General features: G+C 30.7%; 10 protein-coding genes and 3 tRNA genes. 4 read left to right on the forward strand and 9 right to left on the reverse strand.

The genetic code is table 11. The features are described from left to right. Positions 1–246: 246 nt before the first annotated feature. A complete protein-coding gene (locus HKP59_RS05725) occupies positions 247–741 on the forward strand; it encodes a hypothetical protein (protein ID WP_291804412.1) in 495 nt (164 codons plus the stop codon). A gap of 209 nt (positions 742–950) precedes the next feature. On the opposite strand, the gene HKP59_RS05730 is transcribed toward HKP59_RS05725, so the two are convergent. The 5 genes from HKP59_RS05730 to HKP59_RS05750 all read right to left on the reverse strand — a co-directional run bounded on the left by HKP59_RS05730 (position 951) and on the right by HKP59_RS05750 (position 4813). Continuing rightward, positions 951–1024, reverse strand: a tRNA-Arg gene (locus HKP59_RS05730). 23 nt (positions 1025–1047) lie between these two features. After that, positions 1048–1122: transfer RNA gene (locus HKP59_RS05735), tRNA-Pro, on the reverse strand. 15 nt (positions 1123–1137) lie between these two features. After that, positions 1138–1221: transfer RNA gene (locus HKP59_RS05740), tRNA-Ser, on the reverse strand. Between the two features lie 100 nt (positions 1222–1321). Then, positions 1322–3376, reverse strand: coding sequence for an HDIG domain-containing metalloprotein (locus tag HKP59_RS05745; protein ID WP_291804414.1), 2055 nt, complete (start codon positions 3374–3376; stop codon positions 1322–1324). A 39-nt stretch (positions 3377–3415) separates the two neighbouring features. After that, on the reverse strand, positions 3416–4813 hold the full coding sequence (locus HKP59_RS05750; protein WP_291804416.1) for a hypothetical protein: 1398 nt from the start codon (positions 4811–4813) through the stop codon (positions 3416–3418). A gap of 149 nt (positions 4814–4962) precedes the next feature. Between HKP59_RS05750 and HKP59_RS05755 the strand changes: the two genes are divergently transcribed. Both HKP59_RS05755 and HKP59_RS05760 read left to right on the forward strand, forming a co-directional pair. Further along, a complete protein-coding gene (locus HKP59_RS05755) occupies positions 4963–6138 on the forward strand; it encodes an acetyl-CoA C-acyltransferase (RefSeq protein ID WP_291804418.1) in 1176 nt (391 codons plus the stop codon). Positions 6139–6147: 9 nt separating this feature from the next. After that, positions 6148–6918, forward strand: coding sequence for a C40 family peptidase (locus HKP59_RS05760; RefSeq protein ID WP_291804421.1), 771 nt, complete (start codon positions 6148–6150; stop codon positions 6916–6918). A 48-nt stretch (positions 6919–6966) separates the two neighbouring features. Here the strand turns inward: HKP59_RS05760 and HKP59_RS05765 are convergent, their stop codons facing one another. Both HKP59_RS05765 and gyrA read right to left on the reverse strand, forming a co-directional pair. After that, on the reverse strand, positions 6967–8244 hold the full coding sequence (locus HKP59_RS05765; RefSeq protein WP_291804424.1) for a tetratricopeptide repeat protein: 1278 nt from the start codon (positions 8242–8244) through the stop codon (positions 6967–6969). Between the two features lie 10 nt (positions 8245–8254). Then, positions 8255–10777 (reverse strand): DNA gyrase subunit A, encoded by a 2523-nt coding sequence (gene gyrA / locus HKP59_RS05770; RefSeq protein WP_291804426.1) that lies wholly within the window; start codon positions 10775–10777, stop codon positions 8255–8257. Positions 10778–11036: 259 nt separating this feature from the next. Here gyrA and HKP59_RS05775 point away from each other — a divergent pair, with 259 nt between their 5' ends. Further along, complete coding sequence (locus HKP59_RS05775) at positions 11037–13571, forward strand: ATP-dependent Clp protease ATP-binding subunit (RefSeq protein ID WP_291804430.1); 2535 nt, start codon at positions 11037–11039, stop codon at positions 13569–13571. Between the two features lie 56 nt (positions 13572–13627). Here HKP59_RS05775 and HKP59_RS05780 read toward each other — a convergent pair whose 3' ends face one another. Both HKP59_RS05780 and HKP59_RS05785 read right to left on the reverse strand, forming a co-directional pair. Beyond that, positions 13628–14578, reverse strand: a complete 951-nt coding sequence (locus HKP59_RS05780) for a glycosyltransferase (RefSeq protein ID WP_291804432.1) — start codon at positions 14576–14578, stop codon at positions 13628–13630. A 123-nt stretch (positions 14579–14701) separates the two neighbouring features. Further along, the gene (locus HKP59_RS05785) at positions 14702–16429 is read right to left on the reverse strand and encodes an acyl-CoA dehydrogenase family protein (RefSeq protein WP_291804434.1); all 1728 of its coding nucleotides are present in this window, start codon (positions 16427–16429) and stop codon (positions 14702–14704) included. Positions 16430–16434: the final 5 nt, after the last annotated feature.

Raw genomic sequence — 16434 nt, forward strand, 5'->3', positions numbered from 1 at the left:
TTAATTCTTACTATAATGAAAAAACTAAAATTAATTTTCGGATTGCTTATGGTATCTGCATTTGTAGCGGTAGCAGTTTTAAGTTATACTTCTACAGATAATACAGCTATTAGAAAGGCAAATATTATTTTACCGACTAGAGGATAAATACTATTTATGCAACTATAAGCATTGATACCACAATAAAAATTTTATTGTGGTTTTTTGCATGAACTAAAATAAAAAGGTATATTTGAATAACCCTGAATGATTAACCCCATGAAAAACGATAGAAAAACCTCATTATGGACTGGAAGCATTATCATGCTGCTAGTCATATTTATTCCATATCTCTTATATATACATCAAAAAATACCAGAATCAATTGAGAATTATGAGACCGTATTTGGTGTAATAAAGGGTGGACACTATATACGAGTTCAGACTTATATTTATTTTCTATTATCTAAATTTGTACCTCTTTCACTATTAATCATTTGGTTTTTAACAAATAAGCATTGGTGGGTACATGCTATTCTTATACCAACTTCAGTTTATTTGTTTCAATTAATTTCCGTTATTAATGACAGTGAAAAGTACGCAGATGAAGTAGACTTTATTTATACAGTGCCTATTACGGCTGCTATCATTGTAATCTTATATTTTTTACGTAGCAAATTGGCCATATATATACTTGCTTTGGACTTAAAAAAAGAAATGGATCAGAACATGAAGAACCCTAAAAAAATTGGTAAGGATTAAATTTTAATCGTTGAAAATTCCATTTATCACTTACGAATTAGTATACAGTATATTCTATAAACAAAAGACCTTATCAAAAATTTGATAAGGTTTTTTGTGAGCCATATGGACCTGACTTCAAACCAAACTCTTGAATTATTTGAGAATTTAAACCGTGAAAATTAACCTAAAAAAGAAACCTCCAACTTTTTAGGTTGAAGGTTCTATAGTGATCGCGACAGGATTCGAACCTGTGACCGTCTGCTTAGAAGGCAGATGCTCTATCCAGCTGAGCTACGCGACCCTATTTTAGAGTATTTTACTTTGTCGGGGTGGCAGGATTCGAACCTGCGACCTCCGCGTCCCAAACGCGGCGCGATAACCGGGCTACGCTACACCCCGAAAAATAAAAAAATGCGGAGAGACAGGGACTCGAACCCTGGCGACAGTTACCCGTCGACAGATTAGCAATCTGCTCCATTACCACTCTGGCACCTCTCCTAAATATGTTTATGAACGTATTTTTGCGAGTGCAAATGTAGCATTAGAAATGCATTTACACAACATTTTTCTTCTTTTTTTACTTAAAATTGTAAGTTATTTATTCTGGATATTCAATTCGTACGTGGTAAATATTTTTAAGCTTCTTCTTGAGAACCTTTTTTATAGTTTGCAATTCTTTAAAAGTAATATCTGCATTCATAAATTGACGATCCTCCATTTGCTTATTTACTATCTTTTCTACTAAATTATCAAAAGCAAGTGCACTAGGATCTTTTACACTCTTAGATGCTGCCTCAACGGAATCACACATCATCAAAATTGCCGTTTCTTTAGAAAAAGGAATTGGACCAGGATATTGAAAATCTTCCGTTTTGATATTAGCTCCTAATAACTCCTCTTCTTTCTTATAAAAATAATAAACCAATGTAGTTCCATGATGCGTTCTAATAAAATCAATTATCCTATCTGGCAAATGATTCTTTTTAGCCATCTCAACCCCCTTTATAATATGATCTATTATTATTTGAGCACTATCCCTAGGGGTTAATTCGTTGTGCGGATTTACATTTGTGGATTGATTTTCAGTAAAAAACATTGGATTGTCCATTTTTCCAATATCATGGTATAATGCTCCTGTGCGCACAAGCATTGAATTTGCTTGAATTTCGTTAGCGCAGGCCTCTGCCAAATTTGCAACTTGTAATGAGTGCTGAAATGTACCAGGAGCTTTTTCTGCTAACTCACGTAACAATTTTGAATTGGTATTTGACAATTCTTTCAATGACTCGTCAGAAATTAGACCAAATAATTTTTCAAATATATATATTAGAGGTAACACAAATAAGGTAGCTGCACCATTTAACGAGAAATATAAAAACTTATCCCAGTCTAAATTTTGCGCGTTTCCCTCTTGAATAATCGAAAAAGCAAAATACGCTAGAAAATAAACAAATGTTATTTGTAAAACTGAAATAAATAAATTTGCTCTTTTGTAAAGTTCTGAAATAGTTAAAATTGTAACAATACCTGCAATGATTTGTAAAAATATAAACTCAAAACTATTTGGGACTATAAAACCGAGCAACAAAACAGTTAAAACATGAGTAAACAAACCCAATCTTGCATCAAAAAACGCTTTTAAAACTAGCGGTAATATAACTATTGGAGCTACATAAATATACTTCACATCAAATTTTGCAATTAACGTAATCAAAAGAACTATCAAGATAATATTGAAAAATATAAAAGTAACTTTATTATTATTCTCAAAAATTTCCATTCTATATTTTCTTAAAAAAAGAAGTAACATTAAAAATGATAGTGCCACTAAAATAGTATAACCAAAAACAATCCAATTATAATTTGATTTGCTCCATACTTGTGATTCAAATTCACTTTTAATTGAATTTAACTTCATTAAATTTTCCCCTTCAACAATATCACCTTTAAATATTATTCGCTCTTTTTCAGAAATCAATCCCTTTGTATAAGATATTTTACTTAAATTTTCTTGAAGTACTTTATCCGTAAAATTTTTATCATAGCTAACATTTGGCTTTAATTCTTCATAAATAATATTCATAATATTACTCTCTTCCTGTGTGTAAGGCTGAAATCCCATTACTGAATTAATAGCTGCTAAAATTTGAGAGGATTTGAATAATTTATTCGGGTGAATGTCCTCTATCTTATTACCTCTTCTAAGTGTAATTATTTTATTTTCAATAGATTGAATGTTTGATGTTTCTAAATATCCATATTCGTAAATATTATCAATTATTTCTAATGCCTTCTGATTTAAGTCAGTTTTAGCATTTTCTGACAACATAGAATTTGAAAGTAACTGTGCAATTTTATCTAGAACTGTACTTTTAACGTTTATAGCAATTCCATCATCATATTTAAAAAATTGTTTTGAGTTATCCTTTATTTGATTGGTTTCTTTATCAATCTCTTCAGTTGTTTTTTTTATAGCAAAATCAAATGGAGCATAATAATTTTCATATTGCCATGGTTTTCCTTTTTGAAATTCATATTTGAATTGACCTCCTTTCGGAAAAAGATAAACAACTAAAATTATTGTTACTATATATAAAAAAAGCTTATATATTAAAGAATGATTTACAAGTAATTTATTTATGAAATTTTTCACCAAGTTAGCATTTGCCCATCAAAAATAACAATTATTCTGTTATATACATTTGCAATCTGTTTTATTTTTTAAGATATCCTCTAATCGTTCAGGCATATTGCTTTGTATCCAGTCTTTATAATTGGTAAAATTAATTCGTCTATGAATCTCATCCGTTCTCTTTACAATTGTATTTAAAATTGTTTTGGATAGAACTGGAAGACTGGAAATTTCGTTAAAAATTGTATTTATTTGTTTATTTATGTTCGTTTTAATTTCATCATTATAGATTATTAACCATTTTTCAAGTTCATCTTCAGTTAAATGATTATCTATTATTAAAGATGTCATTTGTTTACCATGCCGCTTCGAATCTTGTATGTTTCCTTTACCTGTTATTGCATTACCTACTGCAAAAATATTGTCAAAACCTTCAACTAAATAATCAGAATTTTTCGCCAATTTTAATGATGAATTAGTATACTCTAAACCTTCTATTTGCTCAGGTACACTTCCTATTGAAGAAATTAATAATGATGTATTTATCTCAAAAAACCTATTTTCTATAGGTTGTATTTTTCCGTTTTTACTTATTACCTTTTGAAATATAACACCTGATAATTTATTATTTTTTTCAGTATATTTAACTGGAATACTTAAAGGAATAAATTCAAAAACATATTTTTCAATGTACTTATTTAATAATTTTTCTGATACTAATTGAGCGGACTCCATACTTTCAAGTGTATCATCTTTTGGCGATTTTAAGGGCATTTCTTTTGCAGTTCTTCTATATACAAGCTTAGCCTTTTCTATATTCAACTCGTCATAAGAAACATTATGCTCTTCTAAAGTTATAGGAATACCTTTTTTCTCAAGAGTAAATAAATCTACATCAATACCTTTTTTTATAAATAATTGCTTTTTAACTAACTCAATCATCACAATTTTAACTACATCTAAAGACGCTAATCCTCCTCCAACAACTACGGTGCAATCTTTAATGAAGTAATTTTTTCCACTATAATTAGGTTCATGTTTATGATTAAACCAATGAATAAAAGAATTCTGATAAATTAACTCCTTATCGAGAAATTTTTCAATTTTTGGAATTGGCAAAGCTCTGTCCTTCCATGAACCATTTGCTAAAATTATTGCCGTAAACCCCCAAGTTTCCAATAAGTCTGAAAAAATTATATCTTTTCCAATTTTTGTATTAGGTACAAATGTTATATTTGGGTGGCTTAACTTAATATCTATTTCATTAATTTGACGATTCCTTAAATTCATATGCCAATTTGGTAATCCATCTTCAATTTTACCATAAGGTAATTTGTTCATATCAAAAACAATTACTTTAAACCCCTTTTCAGCAAGTAAATTTGCAGCTTCTGAACCTGATATTGAACCTCCAATAATTGCAATATAGTGTTTGTTAAAAGTATCATTTACACGCATAACTAATTGTTTTTAAATAACTCAAGCAAATTAATAAAGAAAAATTTTTATAATGTAATGTTTATTACATGCAATAAACTCTATTTTAATGTTCTAAAAATCATTAAAAATTACTTAAATTCGCAATAGAATTATTCTAAGAATCAAATATGAAAGAAATTGTAATTGTATCAGTGGCTAGAACACCTATTGGAAGTTTTTTAGGAACTCTAGCTAATATTCCTGCACCTAAACTTGGTGCTATTTCCATAAAAGGAGCATTAAATAAAATAAATTTAGATCCTAAATTAGTAGATGAAGTTTTAATGGGAAATGTTGTTTCTTCTGGGTTAGGACAAGCTCCTGCTAGACAGGCTGCTATTTTTGCTGGTATTCCTGATACAGTTCCTTGTACAACTATAAATAAAGTATGCGCCTCAGGTATGAAAGCTATAATGATTGCAGCTCAAACGATTAAAGCAGGTGATGCTGAAATTATTGTAGCAGGTGGAATGGAAAATATGAGTAGTATCCCTCACTATGTAGCTGGAAGAACAGGAACAAAATTAGGTAATATTTCGATGGCTGATGGACTTTTAGTTGATGGATTGACAGACGTTTATGATCAAAAACATATGGGAACATGTGGTGATTTATGTGCTGCCGAATATGATTTCACAAGAGAAGATCAAGACAATTTTGCAATAGAATCATATAATAGATCTGCAGAAGCTTGGGCCAAAGGTAATTTTAAGAATGAAGTTGTCCCTGTTGAAATTCCTCAAAGAAGAGGAGAACCTATTTTATTTTCTGAAGATGAGGAATACAAAAACGTAAAAATGGAAAAAATTCCAACCTTACGTCCTGTTTTTTCAAAAGACGGTACAGTAACTGCTGCAAATGCTTCAACATTAAATGATGGTGCTGCTGCTTTGGTTATCATGAGTTTAGATAAAGCTAAAGAATTAAATTTAAAACCAATAGCAAAAATTATTGGTTATGCTGATGCAGCACACGAACCGAAATGGTTTACTACGGCTCCTGCAAAAGCGTTACCAAAAGCATTAGCTAAAGCTGGAATCGCTCAAAGTGAGGTTGACTTTTTTGAGCTGAACGAAGCATTCTCAGTTGTAGGACTGGCAAATATCAAAATTTTAAATTTAGACGCTGAAAAAGTAAATGTTAATGGTGGGGCTGTTTCTTTGGGTCACCCTCTTGGAATGTCAGGTGCAAGAATTATTATTGCTTTAACTTCAATATTAGAGCAAAATAACGCCAAAATTGGGGCAGCTGCAATTTGTAATGGTGGTGGCGGAGCAAGTGCTATGGTAATTGAAAGAATATAATATATTTATATGCACTACGGTATTTGTAATTTAAGTATTGTTCCAATTAGAATTGAACCGATTGATAATAGTGAAATGATTTCACAATTATTATTTGGAGAGCATTTTAAACTACTAGAAATACGTAAAAATTGGAGTAAAATTAGAGTTGCTTTTGATAATTATGAAGGTTGGGTTGATAACAAACAATTTGAAGAAATTTCAGAGGAATTGTATACAAAAATTCAAAATAGTACTCCTACTTATGCTAATGAATTAATTGAATTTGCAACCTATCATAAAGACAACTACATAACTTTACCTCTCGGATCTTCATTACCTCTTTATTTTGATAAAAAATTACTTATAAATACGACAGATTATTTTTATGAAGGGACTATAATTACTGCGAAACAATCAAAAGAAAGTATTGTAAATACTGCATTTAAATATTTGAATACTCCTTATTTGTGGGGAGGAAAAACTCCTTTTGGCATAGATTGTTCTGGCTTTACACAAATGGTTTATAAACTTTGTGGGTATAAATTATTGCGAGATGCAAGGCAGCAAGCCACTCAGGGAGAAGCCCTTAGCTTTATTGAAGAAAGTGAACCAGGTGATTTAGCTTTTTTTGATGATAATGAAGGCACAATTACTCATGTTGGAATTATTATGAAAGATAATTATATAATTCATGCATATGGAAAAATTAGAGTTGATAGAATTGACCATAGTGGTATCTTTAATATCGATACTCAAAAGCATACTCACAAATTAAGAGTTATTAAAAAAATTATATAAAAAAAGCTCATAAAATATGAGCTTTTTTTAACAAAGATTTCTATAAAACTATTGCTTTAAACTATCGTAAACCTCGTGAATCTTTTCTAATTTTTCCTTCATTTCTAAATTTTCATATAAGCCCATTAATGTTTGAATAACACCAATATTATCTGGACTTAATTCATAAGCTTTTTCATAATAAGGAACAGCTTCTTTATATATTTCAAATTGTTGTGCTTGTAATTTATCATATTTATCAAAATCTGATAAACTTTTGTTCATTTCTTCTATTATAGGAGTCACTTTATCTATTATTGCAGCCCCAATATTATTATAAGCATCAACATAGTCAGGTTTTAATTCAATAGCTTTGTTGAAGAACGTAATTGCTTCATCAATTTTTCCTTGATCCATATTCATTACACCAACATTGTAATATAAAGTTGGATCCGTTGGATTCATTTTAATAGCGTCTTCTAAATGTTCTTTAAACTTTACATTATCACCTAATTTGTAATATACATTAGCTTCATCAATTAATAATGAATAGCTTTCAGGAAATTCAGCTCTTCCATCAGCAATTACTTCTAATGCTTTTTGATTGTCTTCTAGGTTTGAATAGTTCATAGCTAAATTTTTATAAATGAATTCACGACGTGATTCTTTAGCTTCTTCTCTTGGATTTTCAGCTAAACCTAATTTTACTTGTAAATCCATTGCTTTTTTATCAGCAAAAGTAAGCTCTTTACCATCTTCAACACTATTGGCTTTAAAAACCGTTGTAATTCCAGTATAATTTAAGTCTAATAATTTATGATATAACTTTTTTGAAGTTTCATAATCTTTTGCAAAATAATATACCAACGCTGCATTATCAAGAAACGATGTATCTCGTGGGCTTAATGAATATACTTGGTGAAACTTTTTAGCTGCACTCAAATAATCAGCATCTTCTTTAGTTTGGATTGCCAAGCTATAATCACTAGAAGCCTTTTCAGCAACACTGCTTATTAATTTATTTAATAATTCTCCAAACTCATTTGTATATTTTTGTTTCGTTTCTTTCTCATAATCAATTAATTTGTTAAAAGCTTCACCTACTTTTGAAATATCTGCACTAGCAGCACCATTTTGATATAATGCTTTTCCTTTTAAATAGTAAAACTTGGCAGTTGTTTTTTGATCTGCATTTGAAATTAAACTTTCCGCTTTGTTCAACACATCAAGTGCCGTAGTAAAATCGTTAGATTTAATTGCTTTTTCAGCAATTTTTAGTTCGTTTTTTTGACCGAAAACTGTTAAGCTTATAAATAAAGCAGACAGTATTAATAATTGTTTTCTCATGTTAATTGGTTTATTCTTGATTTGTATTCTCTTCGTTATTGTTCTCTTCATTATTTTCAATTTCCGTGCCATTTTCAATTTCATCTAATTCTTCATCCTCATGCAATACTTTTGCAACCGCTGCAATTGAGTCACTATCTTTTATATTTATCAGTTTCACACCCTGAGTAGCTCGTCCCATCACTCTTAAATCTGCAACAGCCATTCTAATCGTAATTCCAGATTTATTAATAATCATTAAATCATCTTCATCTGTTACATTTTTAATTGCTACTAAACCACCAGTTTTTTCAGTAATATTAATAGTTTTGACACCTTTACCACCACGATTTGTAATTCTATAATCTTCTAGGCTTGAACGCTTTCCATATCCTTTTTCTGAAACTACTAATACATTACTATCAATATCATTAACAGCAATCATACCAACAACCTCATCATCTTTATGATTTAAAGTAATACCTCTAACTCCTGAAGCATTTCTACCCATTGGTCGAGTTTTACTTTCTTCAAAACGAATTGATTTACCCGATTTTAAAGCAATCATTATTTGACTATCACCTGTGGTTAATTTAGCTTCTAATAATTCATCTCCATCTTTAATAGTAATAGCATTGATACCGTTTGTTCTTGGACGAGAATATTGTTCTAATGAAGTCTTTTTAACTTGACCATTTTTAGTAGCCATAATTATATAATGACTGTTCACATATTCTTCATTCTTCAAATCTTCAGTAACTAAAAATGCTTTAACAACATCGTCTTGTTCAATATTAACAAGGTTTTGAATAGCCCTACCTTTAGAAGTTTTTCCTCCTTCAGGAATTTCATAAACACGCATCCAAAATACTTTTCCTTTTTGCGTAAAGAAAAGCATATATTGATGGTTTGTACCTATAAATAAATGCTCAAGGAAATCTTCATTTCTAGTAGCAACACCTTTTTGACCTCTTCCACCTCTATTTTGAACTTTATATTCGTCTAAATTAGTACGTTTAACATATCCAGCATGTGAAATAGTTACCACTACTTGTGAGTTCGGAATCATATCTTCAATAGATAAATCTCCACCCGCATATTCAATAACTGATCGGCGCTCATCGCCATATTTATCTCTAACTGCTACTAATTCTTCTTTAATAATTTCGTAACGTCTATCTTCATTAGCTAAAATATCTTTCAAATCAATGATTAATTTCATAATATCGTCATATTCAGCTCGCAATTTATCTTGCTCTAAACCTGTTAATTGACGCAAACGCATTTCAACTATGGCTTTGGCCTGAATTTCAGTTAATTCAAAACGCTCGATTAAATTTTCTCTAGCCTCATCCGCATTTGATGAAGCTCTAATTATTTTAATAACTTCATCAATGTTATCACTTGCTATAATTAAACCTTCTAAAATATGAGCTCTAGCCTCTGCTTTTTTAAGTTCAAATTCAGTTCTTCTTACAACTACCTCATGTCTATGCTCAACAAAATAATGAATTAATTCTTTTAAGTTTAATTGTTGCGGGCGGCCATTCACTAAGGCAATATTATTAACGCTAAATGATGTCTGAAGACCTGTATATTTATATAATTTATTTAAAACAATGTTTGGTATAGCATCACGTTTCAACACATAAACTACGCGCATTCCATTTCTATCAGACTCATCACGTATATTGGCAATACCTTCTAATTTTTTATCATTAACTAAATCTGCAGTTTTTTTAATCATTTCTGCTTTGTTAACCTGATATGGAATTTCGGTAACGATGATACATTCTCTTCCCGCAACTTCCTCAATAACAGCCTTAGCACGCATTACAATTCTTCCTCTACCGGTTTCAAAAGCATCTTTAACACCTTCGTAACCATAAATAATACCTCCAGTTGGAAAATCTGGAGCTTTTATATGCTGCATTAATTCAGAAATTTCAATATCTCTATTATTAATATAAGCTAATGTTCCGTCAATAACTTCAGTTAAATTATGAGGAGCCATATTTGTAGCCATACCAACAGCAATACCAGATGCCCCATTTACCAATAAATTTGGAATACGTGTTGGTAAAACTACAGGTTCATTTAATGTATCATCAAAATTTAATTTATGATCCACAGTGTCTTTCTCAATATCAGAAAGCATATCCTCAGATATTTTGCGCATACGAACTTCTGTATAACGCATTGCTGCCGGACTATCACCATCTACAGATCCAAAGTTACCTTGACCATCAACCATCATATATCTTACACTCCAATCCTGTGCCATACGCACCATAGAATCATAGACCGAAGTATCACCGTGCGGGTGATATTTACCTAATACTTCACCAACTATTCTTGCTGATTTTTTGTAAGATCCAGTAGCTTTAACACCTAATTCATGCATTCCATACAAAACTCTTCTATGCACTGGTTTTAAACCATCTCTTACATCGGGTAATGCTCTTGAAACTATTACTGACATTGAATAATCAATGTAAGCAGATTTCATTTCATCTTCAATATTTATAGGAATCAATTTTTCTCCGTCTGCCATATGTTTTTTTTAATTTATTTTAGTCTTATTTTTCAACAAAGCAATATACAATTTTTACATTTTTTACAAGTTATTTGAACAGCTGTTTTTGTAATATTTATTAACAATAAAACGTTAAAAAAATCAACAGTAACTATTTGATTATCAAGCTTTTTAAATTCTATTATTTCACTATTTTAATGATTTTTTAGAAAGTGGTGCTGTTTTTGCACATAAAAAAGAAAAAAATCAGTTAATTTTACATTATAAATAGAAAACAATGGACGATAATTTTTCACCAAAAGTAAAAGATGTTATTGCATACAGTAAAGAAGAAGCCTTACGATTAGGTCATGATTTTATTGGAACAGAACATTTAATGCTTGGATTATTAAGAAAGGGAGCTGGAAAAGCAATTGAGATTTTAAATTCCTTAGATATAAACCTTGATCACCTTAGAAGGAAAATTGAAGTATTAAGCCCGGCAAACCCATCTTTAGATGAAAACAACAAAAAAAGTTTACATTTAACAAGGCAAGCTGAAAAAGCCCTTAAGACAACATTTTTAGAAGCAAAATTATATCAAAGTGACTCTGTTAATACTGCGCACTTATTGCTTTGTGTATTGAGAAACGAAAATGACCCAACTACAAAATTATTGAATAATTTTGGAGCTAGTTATGAAGATGTAAAAACTATATTTAAACAATCTTATTTAAACGAAGGAATGAATTTACCAAAAGCAGAAAATAGTTCAGATGATGATTTTGACACACCCAAGTCAAACCCTTTTGAACAACCTAAAGGAGCAAAACCCACTGATAAAAAATCTAAAACTCCAGTTTTAGATAACTTTGGGCGTGACTTAACAAGTTTGGCAGAAGAAGGTAATTTAGACCCAGTAGTTGGAAGAAAAAAAGAAATTGAGCGAGTATCTCAAATTTTAAGCCGTAGAAAAAAGAACAATCCAATGCTTATTGGCGAGCCTGGAGTTGGTAAATCTGCGATTGCTGAAGGGTTAGCGTTGCGAATTGTTCAACGTAAAGTATCACGTATATTATTCAACAAACGTATAGTTTCTCTCGATTTAGCAAGTTTAGTTGCAGGCACAAAATATCGTGGACAGTTTGAAGAAAGAATGAAAGCATTAATGAATGAATTAGAAAAAAATGATGATATCATTTTATTTATTGATGAAATTCATACCATTGTTGGAGCTGGTGGAGCAACAGGGTCATTAGACGCTTCAAATATGTTAAAACCTGCATTGGCAAGAGGAGAAATTCAATGTATTGGAGCTACAACTTTAGACGAATTTAGAACTAACATTGAAAAAGACGGAGCATTAGAGCGAAGATTCCAAAAAATTATTGTGGAACCTACGTCAGTTGATGAAACAGTTCAAATTTTACAAAACATAAAAGATAAGTACGAGGAACATCATAACGTTGATTATACAGATGCAGCTATTGTAGCTTGTGTAAAATTAACAAATAGATACATGACAGATCGTTTTTTACCAGATAAAGCAATTGATGCTTTAGATGAAGCTGGCTCTCGAATTCACATTACAAATATTGTTGTTCCAAAAGAAGTGTTAACACTTGAAACTCAATTAGAAAAAATTAAAGACGACAAATCTGCTGCTGTAAACGGTCAAAAATATGAAGAAGCAGCTCGTTTACGCGATGATGAAAAACGTGTTGAAGGTTTACTTTTAGCCGCTCAATTAAGATGGGAAGAAGCATCTAAGTTAAATAGAGAAATTGTAACTGAAGATAACGTTGCTGAAGTTGTTTCTATGATGACAGGTATTCCAGTAAATAGAGTTGCTGAAGCAGAAAGTACAAGACTGCACGATTTACCTGAACTTATTAAAGGTAAAGTTGTTGGTCAAGATAATGCTGTTGCTAAGGTTGTTAAGGCTATTCAAAGGAATAGAGTTGGATTAAAAGATCCAAATAAGCCAATTGGGTCATTTATATTTTTGGGACAAACAGGAGTGGGAAAAACGCAGCTTGCAAAGGTTTTAGCTACTGAGTTATTTGATAATGAAGATGCACTTGTTAGAATTGACATGAGTGAGTACATGGAAAAATTTGCTATTTCACGCCTTATTGGAGCACCTCCGGGGTACGTTGGTTATGAAGAAGGTGGTCAACTTACAGAAAAAATCAGACGTAAGCCTTATGCTGTAGTGTTATTAGATGAGATTGAAAAAGCACATCCAGATGTTTTTAACATGCTACTTCAAATATTAGATGATGGTCATATTACTGACAGTCTAGGAAGAAGAATTGATTTTAGAAATACTATAATCATTATGACGTCAAATATAGGTTCTAGACAACTAAAAGACTTTGGTGCTGGTGTTGGATTTGGTACTGCTTCTAAAGTAGCTCAAGCTGATGCGAATGCTAAAAGCATGATAGAAAACGCTTTGAAAAAATCTTTTGCTCCTGAATTTTTAAATAGAATTGATGATGTTGTAGTTTTTAATGCATTGGAAAGAGAAGATATACATTCTATAATCGATATTGAATTAAAGAAACTTATTTTGCGTATCGAAGATTTAGGGTATAAACTTACACTAACAGATAAAGCTAAAGATTATATTGCAGATAAAGGTTTTGATAAACAATACGGAGCTAGACCTTTAAAACGTGCAATTCAAAAATATATTGAAGATGCTTTAGCTGAAGAAATTGTGAATTCTAAATTAAGTGAAGGAGATTCAATTTCAATGGATTTAGATAAAAAAACAAACGAGCTAACTATCAAAATTAGTAAGGGTAAAAAAAAGGTTGAAGAATAATACCTTCCTTTTTAAAATTAAAAAAATCCAGATATTTTAAAAATATCTGGATTTTTTTATTCCTGAATTAATCCTTTGATAAAACCTAAACCATATCCAAAAAATTGTATTAAAGTTGTTATCACGCTATAAAACGCCACAGAAAAATTTTGATTTTTTACCAATGAATCTAAAAATATAGCTATAAAGTAAATCGCAAAAAAAACTAAAAATATATTTATACCTACCATATAAAATAAAATTGCACTTACCAATGTAGTTATGAATAAGGAAGGAAACCAATAAGTAATTTTTGCTGTATGTGGATATTTTCTATTTAAAAATGGACGCCCATTCCCAAATGCAAAAGTTTGCTTAAAAAATTGTTGAAATGTTGATCTTCGCTTATGATAAACAAAAGCATTATTAATAAATTGAGTTTCAAAATTATGTTCCCATAAACGAAAAGTAAGATCTATATCCTCTCCTATTTTCATTTTACTAAAACCTTGCGTTGTTTCAAATGCTTTTTTAGATATACCAAAATTAAAACTTCTAGGCTGAAATTTATCTACCGCTTGTTTACTTCCTCTAATTCCTCCAGTTGTCATAAAGGAAGTCATACTATAATTTATAGCTTTTTGAATTGTGGTAAAAGAATAATGAGCTGCATCAGCACCACCATAAGCATCGGTAAAATTTAAGTTCAACGCTTTTTCAACCTCAACTAAATAATTTGATGGAATAATACAATCTGAATCAAAAATGATGAAATAATTCCCAGATGCATGTTGCATTCCGAAATTTCTGCTTGGACCTGCTCCAGTATTTTCTTTATAAAAATAGTTTATATTTAATTCTTTAGCATATTTTGAAACAACGGTATCAGATTTTAATGTTGAACCATCTTCAATAATTAGTACTTCGAAATTAGCAGTATATGTTTGTTTGGTTAGACTTTGAAGCAACTCTTCAATCTCCGAAGGTCTATTAAAAACAGGTATTATTATAGAAAATTGTAACTCCACTATTATTTATTTTACAATTTCAAATTTACTTTATTTATTTAAACTAAACAGCTTAATTTAAAATGAAAAACCTATTCTGAAAAATTTCAGAATAGGTTTTCAATCAATTAAAAATAAATTGAATTAATGTTCCAAAACTGTTGTATCAACTTCCTTATACATTTCTAAATTCTCTAATCTAAAATTCGCCATATAATCAAATCGTTCTCTATTTTCTGAACGGACTAAATTCACATATAACCTAGCAGATTTTGTAAATGATTCATCTCTTTGACTATTAATCACTAATAGATATCCCATAATGATATTACCAGCCATTTCAACTAACCTTGTTGAATGAAAATCAATCAACTCAGTACTATCCATATCTATTACTCGCTGAACAATTGTTCCATATTCTTCAGTCATTTTATGCAACTTTGTTCTAATCTCACAGTTTTTATCTAAGATTTCAGCGTCGTACTTTTTAATTTGTTCTAAAAAAACTCCAGTAGTAACACCTTTAATTGCCGCAACTGCCTGCAACTGTGATGTTCCTTCGTAAATTGATGTAATACGGGCATCTCTATAAATTCGTTCAATTGGAAAATCTTTCATAAACCCTGTTCCTCCGTGAATTTGTAAAGAATCATAAGCAATTCTATTACAAGCTTCACTTGCAGTTAGTTTAATTAATGGAGTAAAAACATTTGCCAATCTTGCATAATGTTTCATTTCCATACGCTCTTCTTTCTCCAAAGAGCGAATGTTTTTTACCTCTTCATACACTTTAGTAATATCAACAAAACGAGTAGTTTCATACAACAAAGAACGAAGTGCATCTATACGAATTTTCATATTTGTCAACATTTCGTACACTGCAGGGAAATTCACGATTTCTTTTCCAAATTGAGCTCTGTCCTCTGCATATTTTAAAGCTTCTCTATAAGCAGCATCAGCAATCCCAACAGATTGAGCCCCCACACCTAAACGTGCAGAATTCATCAACGCCATTACATATTTTATCAAACCAAAACGTTCTTTCCCAACCAATTCAGCTGGTGCATCTTTAAAAACCAACTCACAAGTTGGAGAGCCTTTAATTCCTAATTTTTTTTCTAAATGTCTAACCTCAACTGCGTGATCATTTCTGTCATAAATAAACATTGACAATCCACGAGCATCTAATGTTCCTTCTTCTGAACGTGCTAAAACTAAAGAGATATCTGCATCTCCATTGGTAATAAAACGCTTTACACCATTTAAAATCCACGTGTTTTTTTCTTCATCAAAAACCGCTTTTAATTTTACAGCTTGTAAATCTGATCCTGCATCTGGTTCAGTCAGCACCATAGCAGCTGTTGCTCCATCACGATTAAAACGCGGTAAATATTTTTTACGTTGCTCTTCTGAACCAAATTCATAAATAGTTTCTGCACAATCTTGTAAACCCCAAATATTGGCAAAACCAGCATCGGCACGTGCTACCATTTCGGCAGCCATTACGTATGGCAATAATGGAAAGTTCAATCCTCCATATTTTCTTGGTAACGACATTCCTATTAAACCAGCATCATGTAATGCTTTATAATCGGCGGTTGTTCCTTTTGCATAAATAACTTCATTATTTTCAATATGTGGACCTTCTAAATCGACAGATTCAGCATTTTTAGCTATTATTTTTGAGCAAATATCACCAACAATTTCTAATATTTTCTCATAAGTATCTATAGCATCGTCATGATTCAAGGGTGCAAAATCAAACTCTTCTGATTCCTTAAAATCATTTTCCTTTAATTTTACTATTTTTTGTACAATTGGATCTTTCAAATGAAATTTAAAATCGGGTGTATCTGTGAAAAAATTATCCATTTTTT

The organism is Lutibacter sp., assembly GCF_013041805.1.
In the GTDB taxonomy this organism is placed as follows: Bacteria; Bacteroidota; Bacteroidia; order Flavobacteriales; family Flavobacteriaceae; genus Lutibacter.

What these genes read in the sequence shown, in the direction of transcription:
- HKP59_RS05725 (WP_291804412.1), top strand. Translation starts at nt 247, where the DNA reads ATGATTAACCCCATGAAAAACGATAGAAAAACCTCATTATGGACTGGA.
- HKP59_RS05750 (WP_291804416.1), bottom strand. Translation starts at nt 4,813, where the DNA reads ATGCGTGTAAATGATACTTTTAACAAACACTATATTGCAATTATTGGA.
- HKP59_RS05755 (WP_291804418.1), top strand. Translation starts at nt 4,963, where the DNA reads ATGAAAGAAATTGTAATTGTATCAGTGGCTAGAACACCTATTGGAAGT.
- HKP59_RS05760 (WP_291804421.1), top strand. Translation starts at nt 6,148, where the DNA reads ATGCACTACGGTATTTGTAATTTAAGTATTGTTCCAATTAGAATTGAA.
- HKP59_RS05765 (WP_291804424.1), bottom strand. Translation starts at nt 8,244, where the DNA reads ATGAGAAAACAATTATTAATACTGTCTGCTTTATTTATAAGCTTAACA.
- gyrA (WP_291804426.1), bottom strand. Translation starts at nt 10,777, where the DNA reads ATGGCAGACGGAGAAAAATTGATTCCTATAAATATTGAAGATGAAATG.
- HKP59_RS05775 (WP_291804430.1), top strand. Translation starts at nt 11,037, where the DNA reads ATGGACGATAATTTTTCACCAAAAGTAAAAGATGTTATTGCATACAGT.
- HKP59_RS05785 (WP_291804434.1), bottom strand. Translation starts at nt 16,429, where the DNA reads ATGGATAATTTTTTCACAGATACACCCGATTTTAAATTTCATTTGAAA.